Annotated in this window: 17 protein-coding genes; 6 read left to right on the forward strand and 11 right to left on the reverse strand. The window is 70.6% G+C overall.

Translation table 11 applies throughout. From position 1 onward, the window contains the following. The 9 genes from VFW66_14015 to lepA form a co-directional block, all read right to left on the reverse strand. On the reverse strand, nt 1-742 hold a 742-nt coding region (locus VFW66_14015), incomplete at its 3' end, for a hypothetical protein (protein HEX5387814.1). Between the two features lie 70 nt (nt 743-812). Further along, entirely contained in the window at nt 813-1,682 is an 870-nt protein-coding gene (locus VFW66_14020; GenBank protein HEX5387815.1) for a permease-like cell division protein FtsX, read from the reverse strand. Next, on the reverse strand, nt 1,679-2,371 hold the full coding sequence (gene ftsE / locus VFW66_14025) for a cell division ATP-binding protein FtsE (GenBank protein HEX5387816.1): 693 nt from the start codon (nt 2,369-2,371) through the stop codon (nt 1,679-1,681). Before ftsE ends, VFW66_14020 begins: the two co-directional genes overlap by 4 nt. Before the next feature lie 33 nt (nt 2,372-2,404). Further along, nucleotides 2,405-3,559 carry an aminotransferase class I/II-fold pyridoxal phosphate-dependent enzyme gene (locus VFW66_14030; protein HEX5387817.1) on the reverse strand — a complete coding sequence of 385 codons (1,155 nt, stop codon included), beginning with the start codon at nt 3,557-3,559 and terminating at the stop codon, nt 2,405-2,407. A gap of 10 nt (nt 3,560-3,569) precedes the next feature. Next, a complete protein-coding gene (locus tag VFW66_14035; protein HEX5387818.1) occupies nt 3,570-4,160 on the reverse strand; it encodes a hypothetical protein in 591 nt (196 codons plus the stop codon). A 22-nt stretch (nt 4,161-4,182) separates the two neighbouring features. After that, nucleotides 4,183-5,085, reverse strand: coding sequence for an ATP-binding protein (locus tag VFW66_14040; protein ID HEX5387819.1), 903 nt, complete (start codon nt 5,083-5,085; stop codon nt 4,183-4,185). Beyond that, complete coding sequence (locus VFW66_14045) at nt 5,082-6,014, reverse strand: carbohydrate kinase family protein (protein HEX5387820.1); 933 nt, start codon at nt 6,012-6,014, stop codon at nt 5,082-5,084. The genes VFW66_14040 and VFW66_14045 overlap by 4 nt, the downstream gene beginning before the upstream one ends. A gap of 7 nt (nt 6,015-6,021) precedes the next feature. Continuing rightward, nucleotides 6,022-7,029 (reverse strand): ROK family protein, encoded by a 1,008-nt coding sequence (locus VFW66_14050; GenBank protein ID HEX5387821.1) that lies wholly within the window; start codon nt 7,027-7,029, stop codon nt 6,022-6,024. After that, entirely contained in the window at nt 7,029-8,825 is a 1,797-nt protein-coding gene (gene lepA / locus VFW66_14055) for a translation elongation factor 4 (GenBank protein HEX5387822.1), read from the reverse strand. The genes VFW66_14050 and lepA overlap by 1 nt, the downstream gene beginning before the upstream one ends. A 102-nt stretch (nt 8,826-8,927) precedes the next feature. Between lepA and VFW66_14060 the strand changes: the two genes are divergently transcribed. Continuing rightward, nucleotides 8,928-9,896, forward strand: coding sequence for a DMT family transporter (locus tag VFW66_14060; protein HEX5387823.1), 969 nt, complete (start codon nt 8,928-8,930; stop codon nt 9,894-9,896). On the opposite strand, the gene VFW66_14065 is transcribed toward VFW66_14060, so the two are convergent. Beyond that, on the reverse strand, nt 9,832-10,185 hold the full coding sequence (locus VFW66_14065) for a carboxymuconolactone decarboxylase family protein (GenBank protein HEX5387824.1): 354 nt from the start codon (nt 10,183-10,185) through the stop codon (nt 9,832-9,834). The two genes, VFW66_14060 and VFW66_14065, sit on opposite strands and share 65 nt — an antisense overlap. 66 nt (nt 10,186-10,251) lie before the next feature. Continuing rightward, on the reverse strand, nt 10,252-11,883 hold the full coding sequence (locus VFW66_14070; GenBank protein ID HEX5387825.1) for a M28 family peptidase: 1,632 nt from the start codon (nt 11,881-11,883) through the stop codon (nt 10,252-10,254). Nucleotides 11,884-11,967: 84 nt separating this feature from the next. On the opposite strand from VFW66_14070, the gene VFW66_14075 reads away from it, so the two are divergent. Genes VFW66_14075 through VFW66_14095 form a run of 5 tightly spaced genes read left to right on the forward strand, consistent with a single transcriptional unit; the run spans nt 11,968 to nt 21,080 of the window. Further along, entirely contained in the window at nt 11,968-12,885 is a 918-nt protein-coding gene (locus tag VFW66_14075) for a DUF58 domain-containing protein (GenBank protein ID HEX5387826.1), read from the forward strand. 42 nt (nt 12,886-12,927) lie between these two features. Further along, nucleotides 12,928-14,790 carry a BatA and WFA domain-containing protein gene (locus VFW66_14080; protein HEX5387827.1) on the forward strand — a complete coding sequence of 621 codons (1,863 nt, stop codon included), beginning with the start codon at nt 12,928-12,930 and terminating at the stop codon, nt 14,788-14,790. Continuing rightward, nucleotides 14,787-18,047, forward strand: a complete 3,261-nt coding sequence (gene mfd, locus VFW66_14085) for a transcription-repair coupling factor (GenBank protein HEX5387828.1) — start codon at nt 14,787-14,789, stop codon at nt 18,045-18,047. The genes VFW66_14080 and mfd overlap by 4 nt, the downstream gene beginning before the upstream one ends. A gap of 35 nt (nt 18,048-18,082) precedes the next feature. Then, nucleotides 18,083-19,552: a peptidylprolyl isomerase gene (locus tag VFW66_14090; protein ID HEX5387829.1), complete on the forward strand. Its 1,470-nt coding sequence runs from the start codon at nt 18,083-18,085 to the stop codon at nt 19,550-19,552. A gap of 31 nt (nt 19,553-19,583) precedes the next feature. Further along, on the forward strand, nt 19,584-21,080 hold the full coding sequence (locus tag VFW66_14095) for a peptidylprolyl isomerase (GenBank protein ID HEX5387830.1): 1,497 nt from the start codon (nt 19,584-19,586) through the stop codon (nt 21,078-21,080). Nucleotides 21,081-21,088: the final 8 nt, after the last annotated feature.

Here is a 21,088-nt window from a genome sequence, read left to right on the forward strand (position 1 = left end):
CCTCTGCCTCTTTACGGGCTTTCTCGAGCGCGGCGATGATGCCGGTCATCCGTTCCTCATCGCGCTCCAGCGCCGTGAGCTTGCGGTCGGTGTTGCGCGCGCTCCGCTTGAGCACGCGGAGCCGCTGCTCCCGCTCATCCGCGAGCCGACCGTAGCGCTCGAATTCCGCCTCGCGCTCCTGGCGCCGGCGATCCAGCTCGCCGCGCACATGCAGGATGTCGTCCCGCTCGGCCGCGACCTGCGCCTGCAGGTGCTCGACTTCCTGCACCAGCGCGCGATCCTGCCGGCTGGTGAGAAAGAGATACTTGTAACGGGTGAGGAGGTCGCCGAACGATTCGGCGGTGAGCAGCACCTGAAAGGTGTAGAGCGCGCCGCGCTTGTAGATGTCCACCAGCCGCCGGTCGAGCACCGCGCGCCGCTCGGCCAGGTTGTCCTGCGCCAGGATCAGCTCGGCGGTCGCGTGATCCAGCTCGCCGGCGAGTCCGCCGATCTGCCGCTCGATCTCGTTCACGATCCGCTCGGTGCTCTCTTTCTGCCGCTCGATGTTGGTGAGCTCGTCGTTCACATCGTGCACCTGTCCCTCGAGGTCGACCCGCTGCTGCTGCAGGCGGTCGCGCTCCGCACGGATCTCTTCGAGGCGGCGGCGGCTGGCTTCGAGGTCGCGCGATTGGGCGGACAGGCGGTCGGGCGGTCCGGCGGTCAGCAGCATTCCGGCGAGCACCGCGCCCGCGAGCCGCAGCACGCTGCGCAAGCGCGGCGCGTCCAGCCCGAGAAGTTGACCGCCCGACCGCCCGACCGCCCGACCGCCTCCGCTACACATTCCGCAGATGGCGGCCCACGCTCACCGAGCTTCCGCCGAGACCGAGGATCACACCGAACACCACAAGCAACCCCATCTGGTCTGGTCGAAAGAACACCAGTCCCGTGAGCGATGCGATGTTGCTGTCCCGGAACAGCAGGTAACCCGCGTAGCAGAGGACGAGGGAGAGGACGCCGCCCAGGAGCCCCTTGAATGCGCCCTCGAGCAGGAAGGGGCCGCGGATGAAGCCGTTGGTGGCGCCGACGAGGCGCATGATCGAGATCTCGCGCGCGCGCTGGAGGACCGTGAGCCGGATGGTGACGCCGATGATCACGACGGCGACCGCGGCAAAGGCGAGCCCGATCATGAGGCCCACGGCGCCGGTGACGTTGCGGAGGCGATCGAGCCGCTCGACCCAGTCGCGCCCGTAGCGCACGTCGTCCACGAACTTGAACCCGCGCAACCGCTGGGCGACGGTGGCCACGCTCCTCGCGTCGCGGTGACCGTCCTTGAGCCGCACCTCGAGCGAGGCGGGGAGCGGGTTCACCTGGAGGTCGCGGTAGGCGTCGCGGAACTCGACCAGCTCCTTCCGCGCGCGGCCCAGCGCCTGGTCCTCGCTCACGTACTGCACGTCGGCCACTTCGGGAAAGGCGGCGATGTCCTGCGAGGCGACGGTGATCGTCTCGGGCGGCGTGCCGCGCAGCACGAAGGCGACGATCTCGACCCGTTCCTCCAGCCCGTGCAGCGCCTGGCGAAGGTTGAGCGTCACCAGCACGAAGAGGCCCACCGTGAAGAGCGCGAAGGCGATGGTGGTGACCGAGAGCCCGGAGAGGAGCGGGGCCCGGCGGAATGACAGGAGCGCCTCGCGGAAGAGCAGCCTCACGCGAGCTCCACCGCGCCGGCCGCGTCCTCGGCGCTGTCGTACACGATGGCGCCCTCGCGCAGCTCGATCGTGCGGTAGTTGGTCTGGCGCACGAGGTCGAGGTTGTGAGTGGCCATGACGATGACGGTGCCGCCGGCGTTGATCTCGCGCAGTATCTGGAAGACGCCGCGGGTGGCGCGCTCGTCGAGGTTGCCGGTGGGCTCGTCGGCGAGAAGTATGGACGGATCGTTCACCAGCGCGCGCGCGATGGCCACGCGCTGCTGCTCGCCGCCGGACAGCTCGCGCGGGTAGGCGCGCGACTTGGCGGCGAGGCCCACCTGCGTCAGCACGCGCATGACGCGGGCGGGGATGGTGTCGCGCCGGGCGCCGGTCACCTCGAGCGCAAAGGCGACGTTTTCGGCGGCGGTGCGGTCGTCGAGCAGGCGAAAATCCTGGAACACGACGCCGAGCCGGCGGCGGAGCTTGGCGATGTCGGAGGCGCGCATGCTGGCGACGGAGAAGTTCGACACCCGGACTTCGCCCTGGGTGGGGCGTTGCTCGGCGAAGAGCAGGCGCATGATGGTGGACTTGCCGGCGCCGCTGTGGCCCGTCAGGAAGACGAATTCGCCCTTGGCGACGTGGAAAGTAACGTCCTTCAGGGCGAGCGCGCCGTTGGGGAAGGTTTTGACGACGTGTTGGAAGCGGATCACGGCCGGAACATACAACGGTGGGCGAGCCCGACGTCAGTGGCTGCCGCCCGCCTGCTCCAGATCCGCGATGATGTCCTCCGCGTCCTCGATTCCGCAGCTCAACCGTAAGAATCCGTCCGGAATGCCGAGCCCCGCGCGCTGCTCCGGCGTGAGCGAGACGTGCGATGTGAGCCGCGGCTCGGAGACGAGGCTCTCCACGCCGGCCAGGCTCGGCGCGTGGATCACCAGCTTGAGCCGATTCAGGAATCGCTCGGCCGCCGCCGCACCGCCCGCGAGCTCCAGCCCAACCATGCCGCCGAACCCATCGAGAATCTCCTTCGCCGCCGCATGATCGGGGTGCGACTCGAGCCCCGGGTAGTGCACCCGCGCGATCCACGGTTGCTGCTCGGCCCACGTCGCCACGGCGAGGCCGTTGGCGTTGTGGCGCTGCATGCGCACCGCGAGCGTTCGAAGGCCGCGGTCCACCAGCCAGACCGCGTGCGGGTCAATCGCCTGGCCCCACATGCGCATCAGGCGATTGATCTCCTCCACGATCTGGCTCGACGCCGCGACGGCGCCGGCGATCACGTCGCTGTGGCCGTTGAGATACTTGGTGGCGCTCGTGATCGCCACGTCCGCGCCATGCTCGATGGGGCGGTAGTTGAACGGGCTCGCGAACGTCGCGTCCACCAGAAGCGCGAGTCCTTCGCCGCGCGCCACCTTGGCGATGGGACGTAAATCGACCACGCGCATCAGCGGATTGGTCGGCGTTTCGACGAAGAAGGCGCGGGTCTCCTTGCGGAGCGACTTGCGCCACTGGCGCGGCTGATCGGGACTCACGTAACTCACCGAAATGCCGAGGCGCCCAAACTCGTGGTCGAAGAGCGCCTGGGTGCCGCCGTAGATCCAGCGGCTCGACACCAGATGATCGCCCGGACGGAGCACGGCGAGGTGCGCGAGCGCCGTCGCACCCATTCCGCTCGAAGTGAAGATCGCGTCCTCACTCCCCTCGAGCAGCGCGTACTTCTTGGCGAGCGCCACCTGCGCCGGGTTGTTGCCGTACCGGCTGTAGATGATGTCGGCCGACGAGCCGACGGGGTTCACGAAGGTGCTGCTCTGGAAGACGGGCGGCGCCACCGGCGACCAGTCGGCGCGGCGATGCGGCGCACCGTGGACCGCGGTGGTCGAGAGGCCGGGACGGCGGCTCACGCGGCGGCGCTCACGCGGGCGGGAGAGAGATCGATTGGAAGCGGTCGCCGTCGCGGCAGGCGAGCCGGAGGTCCAACAGCTCGGCGAGCGCGGCGTCGGTGCGCGGCGCCGGCCACTCGAGCCGCGCGGCCAATTCGAGCGCATCGCAGGCGCCGGGCGCGTCGCCATCGTCGTCGCGCTCGCAATCGGCGCGCAGCGCCGCGAACGCCGCGCGCGCGTCCATCGTCACCCATCCAAGCAAATCAGCGGCGCCGGTGCCGTGGATGCGCGCCGCCACCGCGAGCCGATGGTGCCGGAGCACGTGATCCAGCGCTTCGCGCTGTTCCTCGCGCACGCCGCCCAGCACGAGCACGGGCCCCGCGAGCTCGCCCACGGGCAGCGCCGCGGCGAGCAGCAGCTTGGCCACGATCTCGTCGGCGCAACTGAAGTCGAGCAGGTCGACGCCCGAGAAGTCGAGCACCGCGGTTTCGCAGCCCGAATTCGCGATCGCCGCCTCGATCCGGCTGCGCACCGCGGCACCGGTGGGGCGGGTGACGAGATTCCGGTACGGAGTCGCCACCGCCTCCTGCAGGAGGTGATGCAAGCAGATCGTCTGGATCATGCGCCGGCGTTCATCGGTGTGCTCATTCGCCTTCGGCCTGCTGCGCGGGAATGATCACCTGGACCTGGGCTCCGGGAAAGAAGGGAAGATGCTCGTGCAACGGCACGTCCTCGTCCCACGGGGGCACGATGGAGAGGCGCGCGGTGCCGCTCCGGATGCCGATCTTGCCGTTCCAGCGAGCAAGATAGCGAGTGATGCCCGCGAGGCCCTGGCCTCGGCCCGGATCGCGGAAGCGGCTGGCGCCCTGAATGAGCGCGGCCTCGAGCGCCGCGGCATCGCCCCAGCGGTCGCCGAAGCGCTTGGCCTGCACGCTCTCGAGGGTGCGGCGAAAGCCCACGCCCGCATCGCTCACCGCAATCACGACCACACGCCGCCCGAGCCGCCGCCTGAATGTGTATGCCTGCACCGCCACCCAGCCGCTGGTGCCGGCGTGTTCCACAATATTCTGGCAGCTTTCGGAAAGCGCCATGGCGAAGCCCATCGTCGCCTTGGCCTCGAGGCCGAGCTCGCTCTGCAGGATCCGGCTCGCACCCTCCTGAATCTTGCCGACGATCTGGTGGATGTCTTCCGACCCGCGCACCGGTGTGACGTCGAGCAGCACGTCCGACGGCCCCTGCGCGCGCGGGCGCGGCACCTTGCCATGGATCTCGAACAGGTCGGCCGCGTGCTGGAAGAAACCGGTGCGCGCCCAGTAGCTCCGCACCTCGTCGCTCGCGGGCACGGTGAGGAGCGGCCGCTCCTGCTTGCTCTCGCGGAGCGCCTGGCCGGCCGTGAGGATGCCGAGGAGCCCGTACGGTGAGGCCCATTGGGCGCCGCGCGCATCGAGCAGGAGTCGCGCGCCCGGCGGCCACGCGCCGACGGCGCCGGCGAACTGGTCGAAGCTGCGGTCGTCGAAGTGGGCGGGGACCTCGACGACGCGGGTCACACGGTCACCAGCTCGCCACGGAGGTGGCGCGCGAGGCCACCGGCGCCGCGCAGACCTGCATTGCGGGCCGCGAGCCGGTTCGCCTCGCGCAGCGCGGCTTCGGTGCCGTCGCCGGCCAAGAGCCGCGAGCAGAGCACCGCGCCGAAGACGTCGCCGCAGCCGGTAACGTCCAGCGCGTCGACCTGTGGGGCTGCGATCACGGCGGTTCGCACCGGGCCCGCGTCATGAGTGCGTGGCCCCATTGGCCGGCCCGTTTGCTCGCCCATTACGTACGCCGCGCCACGGCTGCCGAGCGTCACCACCAGGAGCCGCACGCCCGCCCCGAGCACGTCGGCGCTCAACTGCATCGGATCAGACGACGTTTGGCGCATTTCGTCCTCGTTCATCTGCACCACGTCGAAGCAGCCGAACCAGGACGGCGCGTCGGGCAGCGGGCGGAGCACGCGGATGCCGTCCTGGTGCATGCCGAGGAAGAGGCTGTGCAGGTCGGCGTAGATGGGACCGGCAAAGCCGTGGCGGAGTGCCTGCGCGGTGCCGAGCGAGAGCTCGAACCCCGAGATGAAATTCACGTAGAGCGCGTCGAGGTCCCGAACCATGGGGCCCAGCTCCGGCCACGTCCACCCGGGAACGCCGCCGCTCATCCGCTCGCAGCGGCGGTCGCGATCCTGATAGTGCAGCTCGACGCGGTTGTTGGGCGCCGGCACCTCGACGCAGCGGGCGCCGGGCGCGAGCCGGGTCAGGGTGCGCATGAAGGCCGCCGCCTCCGCGCTCAGGTCGCGCCCCACCTTGATGAGCGGCACCAGCTCCCACCCGGGCGGGAGCGCCGCGTCGAATCCGCCCAGCGCGTACGCGATGCCGCCCCACTCCTCGGCCGGAGGCGCGGCGGGGTCGCGGCCGTGGATCCGGTCCCAGACCAGGGACCCGATCACGCCGACCCTAGGCAACGGGAAACTGGTCGCTCGCCCGGCGCGCGGGCGAGACGGCCTGATCGAGAAACGAGCGCGCCGCGCCGTACACGCCCGCGGTCTCGGTGAGCTCGGCCGGCACGATGCGGCACACCGCGACGGCCGGCCTGAACGCGCGCCGCGCGACCTCGCGCCTGAGCGGCACGAACAGGTGATCGCCCGCGTAGGTGACGCCGCCGAAGACCACCACGATCTCCGGGTTGAAGACGTTCACCAGATTCGCGATGCCGGCGCCGAGGAACTTCGCGGTGTCGCTCACGACCTCTTCGGCCAGCTCGTCGCCGTCGTGCGCCGCCTGATAGACGGTCTGCGCGGTGACGAGGTCCAGATTGCCGTCGACGTAGTCGGGCAGCCGGCTCGGGGCGCCCGCCTCAACGGCCTCGACCGCGCGGCGCGCGATGGCCGGGCCCGAGGCGTACGCCTCGAGGCAGCCATAGTTGCCGCACTTGCAGCGGCGGCCGTTGGCTTCGATCGTCGTGTGGCCGATTTCGCCCGCGCAGTCGGAGGCGCCGTGATGCAGCCGGCCATCCACGATGATCCCGCCGCCGATGCCGGTGCCGATCGTGATGCCGATGGCCTGCTGCGCGCCGCGGGCGGCCCCGCGCCACCACTCGCCGAGGGCGGCGCAGTTGGCATCGTTGTCGATGGCGGCGGGAAGGCCGAGGCCCTCCTGCATGCGCTGGCGAAGGGGGAGATTCACCCAGCCCAGGTTCGGAGTGAGTAGGACGACCCCGCGCCGGGTGTCGAGCGGGCCGGGCGCGCCGATGCCCGCGCCGATGAAGCTGGCGCCGGGCACCTCGGCGCGCGTCGCCTCGATCGTCTGGCGCCCGATCGCGACGAGCCGCTTGAGCACCGCATCCGCGCCCTCCTCCGCGCGGGTGGGCTCGCTCCGGAAGTTGCGCAGCTCGGAGCCGTCCTCGGCGACGGCGCCGGCGACGAGATTGGTGCCCCCGATGTCGATGCCGAGGACGTAGCGCATCACTCAACCTGGAGGACGGCCAGAAACGCTTCCTGGGGAATCTCCACGGCGCCGATCTGCTTCATCCGCTTCTTCCCCTCCTTCTGCTTCTCGAGGAGCTTCCGCTTCCGGGTGACGTCGCCGCCGTAGCACTTGGCGAGCACGTCCTTGCGGAAAGCGCTCACCGTCTCGCGGGCGATGATCTTCTGGCCGATGGCGGCCTGGATGGCCACCTGGTAGAGCTGGCGGGGGATCAGCTCCTTGAGCTTCTCCGCCACCTTGCGCCCGTACTCGTAGGCCTTGTCGCGGTGGATGATGACGCTGAAGGCATCAATCTGATCGCCGTTGATCAGCATGTCGAGCTTGACGAGATCCGACTCGCGGAACCCGGACATCTCGTAATCGAGCGAGGCGTAGCCGCGGGAGAGTGACTTCAGGCGGTCGTAGAAGTCGAGCACGATCTCGCCCAGGGGAAACTCGAAGTCGAACTCGACGCGCGCCGGGTCAATGTAGTGCATGCCGCCGTACACGCCGCGCCGGTCCTGGCCCAGCTTCATGATGCCGCCGATGTACTCGGCGGGGGCCATGATGCGCGCCCTTACGTACGGCTCCTCGATCCGCTCGATCGAGGCGGGGTCGGGGAGGTTGGTCGGATTTTCCAGGAGCATCATCGCGCCGTCGGTGCGGTAGACGTGGTACTCCACCGTCGGCACCGTGGTGATGAGGTCGAGGTTGAACTCGCGCTCCAGCCGCTCCTGCACGATCTCCATGTGCAGGAGCCCGAGAAAGCCGCAGCGGAAGCCGAAGCCCAAGGCGGTGGACGACTCGGGCTCGTAGTGCAGGCTTGCGTCGTTGAGCGCGAGCCGCTCGAGCGCGTCGCGGAGCGGCTCGTACTGCTCGGAGTCGGTGGGGTAGAGGCCGGCAAAGACCATCGATTTGACGTCGCGGTAGCCGGGGAGCAGCTCGGCGGCGCGATTGTTGGCGTCGAGGATGGTGTCGCCCACGCGAGCGTCGCGCACGTTGCGGAGGCTGGCGACGACGTAGCCCACCTCGCCCGCCTCGAGCCGCTCAGTGGGCCGCTGGCCGAGCTGGAGGTAGCCGACTTCGTCCACGTGGTGCACGTCATCGGGGTGCGCACCGAAGGCGATCTCCATTCCGGCGTACAGCGCGCCGTCCACCACACGGATGCTGGGGATGGCACCGCGGTAGCGGTCGTAGTACGAGTCGAAGATGAGCGCCCGGAGCGGCGCATCGTCGCGGCCGCGGGGCGGCGGGATGCGCGCGACGATCGCCTCGAGCAGCTCGGGCACGCCGGTGCCCTCCTTGGCCGAGACGGCGAGGATCTCTTCGCGTTTGGCGCCGATCAGGTCCATGATTTCGCGGGCACGCCGCTCAGGCTCGGCCCCCGGAAGGTCGATTTTGTTGAGCACCGGGATGATCTCGAGGCCGGCATCGAGCGCCAGAAAAAGATTCGACAGCGTCTGCGCCTGGATGCCCTGCGAGGCATCGACCACGAGAAGCGCGCCCTCGCAGGCGTTGAGTGAGCGGGAGACCTCGTAGGTGAAGTCCACGTGGCCCGGCGTGTCGATCAGGTTGAGCTCGTACTCCTGCCCGTCGCGCGCCGTGTAGGTCATGCGCACGGCATTCAGCTTGATCGTGATGCCGCGCTCGCGCTCCAAGTCCATGGTGTCGAGGAGTTGCTCGCGCATGAGCCGGCGCTCGACCGTGTTGGTCGCCTCGATCAGGCGGTCCGCGAGGGTCGACTTGCCGTGATCAATGTGGGCGACGATACAGAAATTGCGGATGCGGGACGGCATGCGGGGAATATAAGGGCGGGCGGTCGGCCGGACGGCCGGACGGGGCGACGGGCGGACGGCAACGGCGCGTGCTATGTTCGTGGCGGTCAACCGGGGACATCGATGAGCGAGCCGATCACCGCCAGTTCGCCTGACGGGCTGGCCACCCGACCGCCTGATCGCCCGACCGCCGGCGGCGACGCGCGCGCGTCCGCGGCCATGCTGCTTGTCTGCCTCATTTGGGGCTTCAACTTCAGCATCATGAAGGTCGCGTTCGCCGCGATCCCGGTGCTCGCGTTCTCGGCGCTCCGGTTTGCGGCGGCGAGCGCGGCGCTCGGCTTCGTGCTCTGGCGACGTACCGGCCGGCTCGCCATGCCGGCCGGGGCCGGGCGTCAGCTCGTGCTGCTGGGGCTCATCGGCAACACGGCGTACCAGCTCGCCTTCATGGAGGGGCTCGCGCACACGACGGCGTCCAACAGCGCGCTCATCCTCGCCTCGGTCCCCACGCTCGTCGTGCTGCTTGGGGTGATCCTCGGCGTCGAGCGGCCGTCGGCGGGGATGGTGGCGGGGGTGCTGAGCGCCACGCTCGGTGTGGCGCTGGTGATCGCGGCGCGCGGCGTCGCGTTCGACCGCCGGACGCTCGAGGGCGACCTCCTGACCGTGACGGCCGCCGCGTGCTGGGCCGGCTTCACCGTAGCGGTGCGCCGGCTGCCCAAGTCCATCACGGCGCTCGAGGTCACCACCTTCACCACGATCACCGGCATGCCCGGGCTGGTGCTCGCCGGTGTGCCTGACCTCGTGCGCATGCATTGGGGGCCCGTGCCGGCCGGCGCATGGGCGGCGCTGGGGTACGCGTCGCTGGTCTCGCTGGTGCTCGCGTACCTCATCTGGAACGCGAGCGTGCAGCGGATCGGCAGCAACCGGACCGCGATCTACCTCTGTGTGACGCCGCTCGTGGCGGTGGCCGCCGCGTGGGTGCTCCTGGGGGAGCGCCCGGTGCCGCTGCAGTGGGCGGGCGCGGTGCTCATCATCGCGGGGGTATTGCTCTCACTTCCGCGAGTCGCGCTACCGCGCGGCGGAGGTGCGGGATGACGATGCTCCCGCCCACGACCAGCCCCACCGCAAACACCTCCTGAAACTCATCGTCCGTCATACCCTCCTTCGCGCACCGCACGATGTGGTAGGTGACACAGTCGTCGCAGCGCATCACCAGCGAGGCCACGAGCCCGAGCATTTCTTTTATCTTCGCACCGAGAGCACCGGGCTCGTAGGCTCGGTTGTCGAGTGCGAAGAAGCGCTGGATCGTGAGGTTGCCGCCGCTCAGGATGGCATCATTCATCCGGGTGCGGAACGCGTCGAAGGCGGCAAGGGAGTCAGGCATGGGCAGTGGGCGAATGGGGTAGGGAGAGAAGGTAAGTAGGAAGGCGGTAAGGGCGATAGAGACTGCCTACTCTGCTCCCGTTGCCGCCTTCTCCACGATCTCCTTATAACTCTGCTCTCTCCACTTCGGCCTTTCCGCCCCGTTTCCTATTTCCTGCCCCAGGTAGTAGACCAGTTTCAGAATCCGACTCTCCTTCTCCGCGTTGATCTTGTCCACCGAGTCCGTCACCCGATGGTAGTCCTCGTGGACCCCATTGAAGAAGAAGAGGATCGGAACGCCCTTGCGGGCGAAGTTGTAGTGGTCGGAGCGGAAGTAGAAGCGCTCGGCCGGCCAGCGGTCGTCGATGGCGTGCATGCGGAGCTCGGGGTGCGCGGCGTTCACCCGCTCGAGCGTGGCGCCCAGATCCGAATGCTCCTTGCCGATCGCCACGATGGTGTCCGCCCAGTTGCGGCCGATCATGTCCATGTTGAGATCGGCCACCACGCTGTCGAGCGGCACCGTGGGGTGCTCGCTGAAGTAGCGACTGCCCCAGAGGCCCTTCTCCTCCCCGCTCACCGTGAGAAAGACCGTGGACCGCCGGGGCCGCGCGCCCCGGCGGCTCATCGCCTCGGCCAGCTCGACCACGCCCACCGTGCCCGACGCATCGTCGTCCGCACCGTTGTTGATGCTGTCCGGCTGGCCCGGCGTGATGCCGATGTGATCCATGTGGGCGGAGAAAAGCACGTACTGGTGCTTGAGCACCGGGTCGGTGCCCTCGAGCACGCCGATCGTGTTGGGCGCCATGCGGCTCGAGAGGATCGTCTCGGCGAGGTCGAGCCGTGCGGTGAGCGCCGGCAGGTCTCGCACGACCGCGGTGGTGGCCGCGCGGAGCGCCGCGGGATGAACCCCGACCGCCGAAAGCGCGGGGGCCGCCGCATCTTCCCGCGCCTCGACGACTACCGGGCGCGGAAGCCCCAGATCGACGGTCGTCCGTTCGCTCGCCTGACTCGGAAGCCGGACGGCGAACGCAGTGGGGTCGAGCACGCTCAGGAGCACGATCGCGCGCGGGCCCGCGAGATAGAGCGCGCGGATTGCATCCTCTGCGCCCGCGGGCGTGGCCGCCGCAGCGCTCGCCGCGTTCGGCACCACGAGCACGATCCGCCCGCGCACCGACGCCCGCGCCACCGCATCAGCCGTGAGCCGGCCGCCCACGAGCAGCACGCCACCCGTGAGCGGCTCCGCCCGGGCGTCCCCCTGCACGAGGCGCGCGTCCGCGGTGAACGCTAGCCGCGCCTCGTGCCCACCCGCGCGGAACGTGAGCGCCGAGCGCGCGGGCTCGAAGCGGCGCCGCGTGATGGAGTAGCGCTGGAAGAACGTGCCGCGGTCGCCACCGGGCGCGAGGCCGAACCGGCGGAACTCGCCGGCCACCCACGCGGCGGTCTCATCGAGCCCGCGACTCGGTGTGTCCCGGCCGAGCATCGAGTCGTCGGCGATGATGCCGATGCGATGCTGCACGTCGGCCGGGGTGATCGTGCCGGCGGCGCTGGTGACGGACGGCGCGGTCTGCGCGGCGAGCGGCGCCACGAGAGCCGCGCCGAGCGCGAGCACGGCAACGCCGCGCGCGAGCAGTTGCGCACGCAGATGGGCAGGCCGGTGTGCGCGCCGGCGCTCCTGCGGGGGCGAGGATCGGTGTCCCCTGCGAGGCTTTCGGAATGGCATCGCCGAAAAGATAGCGCGGCGCGCATTGGCTCGCCCCGGGCGCGCGTTGACTCGCCCGTGACGCGCGGATACGTTGCGGCCTGCATGACTGGGTTCGATACCATTTCCGGGCACGCGCGCCTGGATCTCCTCGATCCGCTCGAAGCAGCACGCCTTGGCGGCCTGGAGCTCGTGGCCGACGGAGTCGTCGAAGGCTTTCTCGCCGGGCTGCACCGCTCACCGCGCCGCGGGTTTTCGGTCGAATTCGCCGAGCATCGGATGTACCAACCGGGCGACGAACTGCGCTACGTCGACTGGAAGGTGCTCGGCCGGAGCGATCGGCTCTACGTGAAGCAGTTCGAGGAAGAGACCAACCTGCGCGCGATGGTCGTCTGTGACGCGAGCCGCTCCATGGCCTGGACCGGCGACGCCGCCGCGACGCTGCCCAAGCTCGCCTATGCCCAGCGGCTCATCGCCGCGCTCACGCTGGTGCTCCTCCGCCAGCGCGACGCGACCGGGCTCATTGTCTTCGACGAGGCGGTGCGGTCCATCACGCCGCCACGCGCGCGCCTCGCGCACTGGCGCCAGTTGCTGGCGACGCTCTCGGCGCTCGACGCAGGCGGGGGCACGGCGGCCGAGCCCGCGCTCCGGCGCGTGGTGGAGCAGCTCAGGCGCCGGGGGCTCGTGGTCTTCGTCTCCGACCTGCTGCTCGACCGCGCGCTCGCGCTCAAGGCGCTGCGCTTTCTCCGCCACCGCGGCCACCGGGTCATCGTGCTCCACGTGATGGACCCGGCCGAGGTGACGCTTTCGGGTCCGGCCGAAGCGCGGTTCGAAGATCCGGAGACGCGGGCCGCGGTCGTGCTCCGTCCCCGCGACTGGGCCGCTGTGTATCGCGAGACCGTCGCGGGCGTCATCGCCGAGTGGCGCCTCGCCTGCCGGCGCCACGGTATCGCGTACCACGCGGTGCGCACCGACACGCCGTTCGGCACGGTGCTCCGCCGAATCGCGGCGCAGCCGGCGTGACCAACGGGCTTGTGAGGATGTGATCGGCGGCATGCGCTCGGCATGATCGGATTTCTGCATCCCTGGATGCTGGCGGGGCTCGCGGCGGCGGGCGTCCCGGTTCTGCTGCATCTCCTGCAACGCCGCGAACCGCCCACGGTTCCGTTCCCGGCGGTCCGCTATCTCATCACCGTCACCCAGCAGCACCAGCGGCGGCTCAAGCTGCAGAACTGGCTGCTGCTCGCCGTGCGCACGCTGCTCATCGCGGTCATCGTGCTCGCCGCCGCCGGGCCGACGGTGGCCACCCGCGGCGTGCCGGGCCACGGGCCGAGCGCGCTCGTCCTCGTGGTCGACAATAGCGCGAGCAGTGCGGCGGTGGTGGACGGCACGCCGCGGCTCACGGGACTCAAGGCTGCCGCGCAAGGCGTACTGGCGCGCGCCACGCCGGATGACGCGCTCTGGCTCCTCACGGCGGACGGCGTGCCGCGGCCGGGCGGCGCACCCGCGCTCGGCGAGCTGGTGCGGCGGCTCGAACCGTCGCCGCGACGCATGGATCTGGGCGCGGCGCTCGCTACGGCGGACGGAATACTGGCCGCGCAATCGCGGCCGGAGCAGATCGTGCTGCTCTCGGACATGCAGGCGAGCGCGGTGTCACGGGCTGAGCTGCACGCGCCGCTCCTCGTAGGCCGGCCGAGTGACGCGCCGGTGCGGAACGTCGGCGTGCGCGCGCTCGCCGCGGGCACACAGCCGTGGTCGGTGGACGGCGGGCACGCGGTCGTCTCGCTCGCCGGTGACTCGGGCGCGGCGGTGCCGCTCACCGTGCGGCTCGGTACGCGCGCGGGCCGGCAGGCGCTCGCGAGCGTCGGGGGGAGTACCACGATCGACGTTCCCGCCGCGCCGGGCGGATGGTGGATTCTCTCGGCCGAGCTCGATCCCGACGAGCTCCGCCTCGACGACCGCCGCGTGGGCGTGGTGCGGGTGGCGCCGCCCGCACGGGTGGAATGGACTGCGGCCGACCACTATCTCGCCGCCGCCGCCGAGGTGCTCGCGGCCAACCACCGCGTCGCACGCGGCAAGGGCGTGACGCTGGGTACGCTCGGGCCGGGGCCGTCCATCGTCGAGCCGCCGGCCGACCCGGCGGCGATCGGCGCGCTCAATCGCGCGCTCGCGCGCCGCGGCGTCGGCTGGCGGTTCGGCGCCATCACCCGGGAGGCCGGCACGAGCGACAGCCTGGCCGGGCAGCCGGGTGCGCGAGTCCTCATGCGGCACCGGCTCGAACCGGAGGGCGGCGCGCACGGGGGCGTGGTGGCGCGCGTCGGCCGCGAGCCGTGGATCGTGCGCGGCGCGGACGTCGTGCTCATCGGAAGCCGGCTCGAGCCCGAGTGGACCGAGCTGCCGCTCGCGGCGGCGTTCATGCCGTTCGTCGATTTCCTGGTGAACCGCGCCGCGCGCGGCGAAGCCGCATTGATCGAGACCGCGCCGGGCGACCCAGCCCCCTTGCCCGACCGGGTGACCGAGGTGCGACGCGACGGGCGGCGCTGGCGGGTGGAGGGCGGCGCGACGTTTCGCCCGGAAGACCCCGGCGCCTATTTCCTCATGGCCGGCGACGATACGGTGGGCGCCATCTCGGCGAACGTCGACAGCCGTGAATCGCTCCTCGCACCCGCGGGCGACGCGCAGGTCCGCGCGCTCTGGCCCGGTGCGCGGGTGATGCCGCCCGCGCGCGTCGCCGACCAGGTGTTCGCCTCCTCCGCGCGCGGCGACCTCCGCGGCCCGCTCCTCTGGACCGCGCTCGCGCTCGGACTGCTCGAGGTGCTGCTCGCGAGCACCGTGGCGCGCGGGCGTGCCGAGAGCGGCGGAGGTGGGCACGCCGGCCAGCGCGCAGCCGCACCCGCCGCGCGCGCGGGGGCGCGCCTTACCGTATGAGTCTCGACCTCATCCTCGACGCCTTCGGCCGCGCCCCCGCCGCGCGCGACCTTCCCACGCGCCTTCCGGCGCGCGGAGCGGCACTTCGCCTGGGCGGACTTCCCGGCTCGAGCGGAGCCGTGCTCGCGGCGTGGCTCGCGCGCGAGCTGCCGCAGCGGCTTTTCGTGGTCGTGGCGCCATCGCCGGGTGAAGCGGAGCGCTGGCTCAGCGATCTGACGTTGCTCACCGACGAAGCGGTGGCGCTCTACCCCCAGCGCGAGGCGCTGGGCGAGGACGAGCCGCACTACGAGATCGCGGGCGAGCGCGCGGAGACGGTCGAAGCGCTCCTGAGCGGCCGGCTCCGCATCCTGGTGACGACCGCGCGCGCCACGGCCGAGCGCACGCTGGTGCCCGCTGCGCTGGAGCAGAGCCGGCTCACCCTCGCGCGCGGCGCGCGGCACCCGCTCGGCGGGCTCATCGACGCGCTCGAGGGGATGGGCTACCGCCGCGTGCCCACCGTCACCGAGGTCGCGGAGTTCAGCGTCCGCGGCGGCATCGTGGACGTGTACGGGTTCGGCATGGCGGGCGCGGCGCGGCTCGAGTTCTGGGGCGACGAAATCTCGTCGCTCCGCGCGTTCGACCTCACGAGCCAGCGCTCGCTCGAGGAGCTGGACCAGGTGACGGTGCTCCCGATTACGAGCGAGGCGGTGCGGCGGACGGACGGGCGGGCGGTCAGGCGGACGCTGCTCGAGCTGCTACCCGCCGATACCCTCGTCGTCGAGGAAGCCACCGGCCCCGATGCCGACGAGGTGAACCGCGCGTGGCGCGAAGCCGAGCACCACCTCGAGGTGGCCCGGAAGCTCGGCGAAGACGTGCCGAGCCGCGCCGATATCTTCGCCGAGCCGGCCGGGTGGCGCCGCTGTCTCGAGGGATTCGCGCGGCTGCTCCTGCGCGAAGAGCCCGCGGACTCGCAGTTCGGCTTCTTCCCGCCCGAGCGGGTGGACCGCGATCTCAACCGGCTGCGCGCGCTGCTCAGCGGGTCGCCGCCGACGCTCGTGCTCTGCGACAACGAAGGCCAGCTCGAGCGGCTGGAGGAGCTGCTGGAAGAGGGCGGGCGGCGGCCGTCGTCGGCCACGTTCGCCATCGGTGCGCTCGATGGCGGGTTCGTCATGCCGTCGCTCCGCGTGCTCACCGACCATCAGATCTTCCGCCGCGCGCGCCGCCTCCGCCGCACCCGCCGCTACCGCCAGGCGGCGCCCTCCACCACCACCGGCACGCTCACGCTGGGCGACTACGTGGTGCACCTGGACCACGGCATCGGCGTCTACCGCGGCATCGAGACGATCACCGTGGGCGAGAGCACGATGGAAGTGGCCGTGGTCGAATACGAGGGCGGCGACCGGCTCAACGTGCCCCTCTACCGGCTCGACCAGCTCGAGCGCTACCGCGACGTGAGCGGCAACGGCGACGGCGCGCCGCCTCGGCTGCACCGACTCGGCGGCACGTCGTGGCAGCGGGTGCGCGACCGCACCCGGAACGCCATCCGCAACATGGCCGCCGAGCTGCTCGATCTGTATGCGCGCCGCTCGGTGACCGGCGGCTATGCCTCGCCGCCCGATTCTCGCTGGCAGCGCGAGCTCGAGTCGAGCTTCCTTTACGAGGACACGCCCGACCAGCGCAAGGCCACCGACGAAGTGAAGCACGACATGGAGCAGCCGCGTCCCATGGACCGCCTGCTCGTGGGCGACGTGGGCTACGGCAAGACCGAAATCGCCGTGCGCGCGGCGTTCAAGGCGGTGCAGGGCGGCAAGCAGGTGGCCGTGCTGGTGCCGACCACGATCCTGGCCGAGCAGCACGGGCGCACCTTCCTCGAACGACTCGCCGATTATCCGGTGAAGATCGAGGTGCTCTCCCGCTTCCGCACGGCCAAGGAGCAGCGGCAGGTGCTCGACCGGCTCGCGTCGGGCGAGATCGACATCGTGATCGGCACCCACCGGCTCCTCTCCAAGGACGTCATCTTCAAGGACCTCGGCCTGCTGGTCGTGGACGAGGAGCACCGCTTCGGCGTGCGGCACAAGGAGCGACTCAAGGCGCTTCGGCTCGAGGTCGACGTGCTCACCCTCACCGCGACCCCGATTCCGCGCACGCTGCATCTCTCGCTCGCCGGGCTTCGCGATCTCACGCTCATCGAAACGCCACCGCGCGACCGTTCCGCCATCCTCACCTTCGTGGAGCCGTGGGACGACGCGCTGCTCGAGGAGGCGTTCGCCCGCGAGCTGGACCGCGGGGGCCAGGTGTTCGTGGTGCACAACCGGATCGAGACGATCGCCACGATCGCCGCGCGGGTGCAGGCGCTCGCACCGCGCGCGCGGGTGGGCGTGGCGCACGGCCAGATGGCCGCCGACGAGCTGGAGGACGTGATGCGCCGATTCGTGGCGGGGGAGGTCGATATCCTCGTTTCCACCATGATCGTGGAATCGGGGCTCGACGTGCCCAACGCCAACACGATGGTGGTGCACGACGCCCACCGCTTCGGGCTGGCGCAGCTCTACCAGCTCCGCGGCCGGGTGGGCCGGAGCCACCGGCGGGCGTACTGCTACCTGCTCGTCCCCGACAGCATCGATGCCGATGCCGAGGAACGCCTGAAGGTGCTCGAGCATCATACCGATCTCGGCGCCGGGTATCGGATCGCGCTCAAGGACCTGGAGCTCCGCGGGGCGGGCAACCTCCTGGGCAGCGAGCAGTCGGGACACGCGCAGGCGGTGGGCTTCGATTTGTATCTCCGCTGGCTGGAGGAAACGGTCGCCGCGCTCAAGGGCCAGGGCGGCGCCGAGGTGCCCGCGCCGCCCGACGTCGTGCTCGACCGCCCGGCCCACCTGCCGGACGGCTACGTGCCCGACGACGACGTGAAGCTCGACCTCTACCGCCGACTGGCGCGGAGTGTCACGTCCGGCGACATTGATGGGCTTCGCGCCGAAATGCGGGAACGGTTCGGACCCCTCCCGCCGGAGGCGGAGACGCTGCTCGACATGGCGCGGATGCGCGTCACCGGAGCGGAGCTGGGCCTCCAGCACGTGCTCGTGCGCGGCGACGAGGCGCGGCTCACGTTCCGGGCGGGCACGCAGCCCCGGCTCGCCGGGCTCACCGCCGCGCTCGACGACGTGCAGCTCTCGGCGGAAGTGCGGCGCACGGTGCCGCTCTCGCTCCGGCTCCTCCGCTTGGGCGGCGAGCCGATGATTCCGGCGCTCGTGCGCGCGCTGCGCGCGGTGTTGCAGTGATGTTCACACGGTCAATCTCACGATCTGGAGTGTGCATGCGTCGTTTCGTTCTCGCATCGATGGCCGGTCTCACCGCTGTGGGCCTTGCCGGGTGCAACCGCTTCCGCGATGCGTTCACCGCGCACGCCAATACCGCCGCCGAGGCCGGCGGCGCCACACTCTCCGCCGACCGACTGGCCAAGCTCTTGACCAGCCGTCCGGGCGTCCACGCGAGCACCGACGCGGCCAACTTCGTCACCAACCTGTGGGTGGACTACACGCTGTTCGCGGAGGCGGCCACGGCCGGCAAGCTGCCGAAAGACTCCGCCTCCGCGGCGCGCGCGCTCTGGCCCGAGATGGCCGAGCTCAAGACGAATCACTGGCACGACTCGCTGGTGGCGCGGCGACCCCAGCCCGATGCGGCGGCCATCGACAGCGTGTACGGCGGCGACCAGATCCGCGTCTTTCAGCACATCCTGTTCACCGTTCCTGCGGGTGCCAAGCCCGACGTCAAGGCCGCCGCCCGCAAGCAGGCCGATGCCACACTCGCAAAGATCAAGCGCGGCGCGGATTTCGGTGAGCTCGCCTCGGAGCTCTCGGGCGACCCGGGCAGCAAGGCAGACCACGGCTTCCTCCCGCCGAGTCCGCGCGGCTCGTTCGTGCCCGCGTTCGACAGCGCGGGCTGGAAGCTCGCGCCCGGCGCGGTGAGCAGCGTGGTCGAGACGCAGTTCGGTCTGCACATCATCAAGCGGCCGGCGGAGCGCGACGTCCGCGATCGGCTCGCAGCGTGGCTCGGCCGGAGCGCCGGCGCCTCGGCCGATTCTTCGTACATGGAGAACCTCGCGGCCGCCAATAAGCTCGAAGTGGCGAAGAGCGCGCCGGCCGACATGAAGGCGGCGCTCGAGCACGTGCAGGCGTCCCGCAGCTCGACCCAGCAGCTCTCTTCGTTCACCGGCGGCGGTCTCTCGGTCGGCGAGTACGTGAAGTGGCTGCAGGTGCTGCCGCCCCAGTACTCGGTGCAGCTCAGGGCGGCCAACGACACCATGCTCAGCAAGTTCGCGCGGGTGCTCTCGCTCAACCTGCTGCTGTTGCGCCAGGCGGACTCGGCGCACGTCCAGCCGACGGGCCAAGAGTGGCGGGAGATCTACGGTAAGTACAACGCGACGCTCGACAGTCTCGGCGGCGACCTCGCCGTCGCGCCCGGCGACACGGGCGCGGCCAAGGCCGCCGGCGACAAGGTCGACCGGTTCTTCGACCGCCTCGTCTCCGGTGAGGCGCGGCTCCGCCCGATGCCGGTGGCGCTCGGCAGCGTGTTGCGCGAGAACACGCACTACTCGATCAACGAGAAGGGCATTGCGCACGCGGTGCAGCTTGCGGAAGCGACCCAGGCCCGCGCCGATTCGGCTGCGGCCAAGGCGGGCACCAAGCCGCCCGGCGCATTCCAGCCGGCTCCGGGTCCGGCGCCGGTGCCCGAGCAGCCCTCCGGCGCGGATGCCGACTCGGGCAAGGCGCACGGCGCGAAGTAACGGCGCCGTGCGGGCAGGCTACTTTTCGATCATGCGTACAAGAACAATCGTCCTCGCCGGTCTCTGCGCCTGCGCCGCCTCGGTGGCGCGGGCGCAGGCCCCGGCCGACACCATCCAACCGCCGCCCACCACCGCTCCGGTCTTCACCGATACCCTGCTCACGCCGACGCAGTTGCCTGGCGGCGCTGCGCCGGGCGGCGCTGCGCCGGGTGCCACGGCGCCCCCGCCCGCAGCGGAGGCCGTCGCACCAGGCGCCGACACCGCCACCGGGCCCACCGTCCTCCGCGACACTTCGTTCGTGGTGGATCGGGTGCTCGCCGTCGTGGGGACGCATCCAGTCCTCGAGTCGCAGGTGGACGAGGAGATTTTCTCGCGCCAGTCCCAGGGTCTCACGCTGCCGCAGACGCAATCGGCGCTCGACTCGCTGCGCCGGCAGGTGGTGCAGAGCATCGTGGACGAGCAGTTGCTGGTGCAGGAGGCGCAGCGCGATACCACGATCAAGGTGACCGACCAGGAGATCAATGAGGGCGTCGAGCAGCAAATCAAAAAGGTCCGGAGCAACTTCAGCAGCGAAGCCGAATACGCGGCCGAGCTCAAGAAGGCGGGCTTCGAGACGCCGGACGAGTATCGCCGCTGGCTCGGCGACCAGCAGCGCCGCGCCGCCTATCAGAACCGGCTGATCGAGAAGCTCCGCGGCGAGGGCAAGCTCAAGTCCGTGGTGCCGAACGAGGAGGAGATGAAGGAGTACTTCGCGGCGCAGAAGGACAACCTCGCCAAGCGACCCGCGACCATCTCTTTCAGCCAGATCGTAGTGGCGCCGACGCCGTCGCTCGAGGCGAAACAGCGCGCCTACGAGCTCGCCGACTCGATCGCCATCGCCTTGCGCAAGGGCGGCGACTTCGCCCTCGCCGCGAAGCGCTTCTCCGACGATTCGGCGTCGCGCGAGCAGGGAGGCTCGCTCAACTGGTTCCGCCGGGGCGTCATGCTGCCCCAATTCGAGCGGGTGGCCTTTGTGCTCAAGCCCGGCGTGATCAGCGATCCGGTGGAGACCCAGTTCGGCTACCACATCATCCAGGTGCAGCGGACCCAACCGGGCGAGGTGCAGGCCCGGCACATTCTCATCGCGCCCGAGATCACACCCGCCGAAGTCGACAGCGCGCGAATCGTCGCCGAGGCAGTGGCAAAGGCGGCGCGCGCGGGCGCGCCGTTCGATTCGCTGCAGCAGGCTCACCAGGATCAGTCCGAGCAGAAGGAAGCGAACGACATACCGATCACCAAGCTTCCGCCGGCGTACGCGCAGGCCATCGGCGATGCGCCCGCGGGTACCGTGCTCGATCCCTTCCCGCTCCAGGGCGCGCAGGGGCGCACCAAGTACGCGGTGGTGAAGGTGACCGAACGCCGGCCGGCCGGCGACGTGCGGTACGAGGATGTAAAGGATGAGATCCGCGACCAACTGGGGCAGCAGTTGAGCATAAGGCGGTACCTGGATCGGCTGAAAGCGGAAACGTACGTGGATGTGAGGATGTGAGGCGGACA

The organism is Gemmatimonadales bacterium, assembly GCA_036279355.1.
GTDB lineage: Bacteria > Gemmatimonadota > Gemmatimonadetes > Gemmatimonadales > GWC2-71-9 > DASQPE01.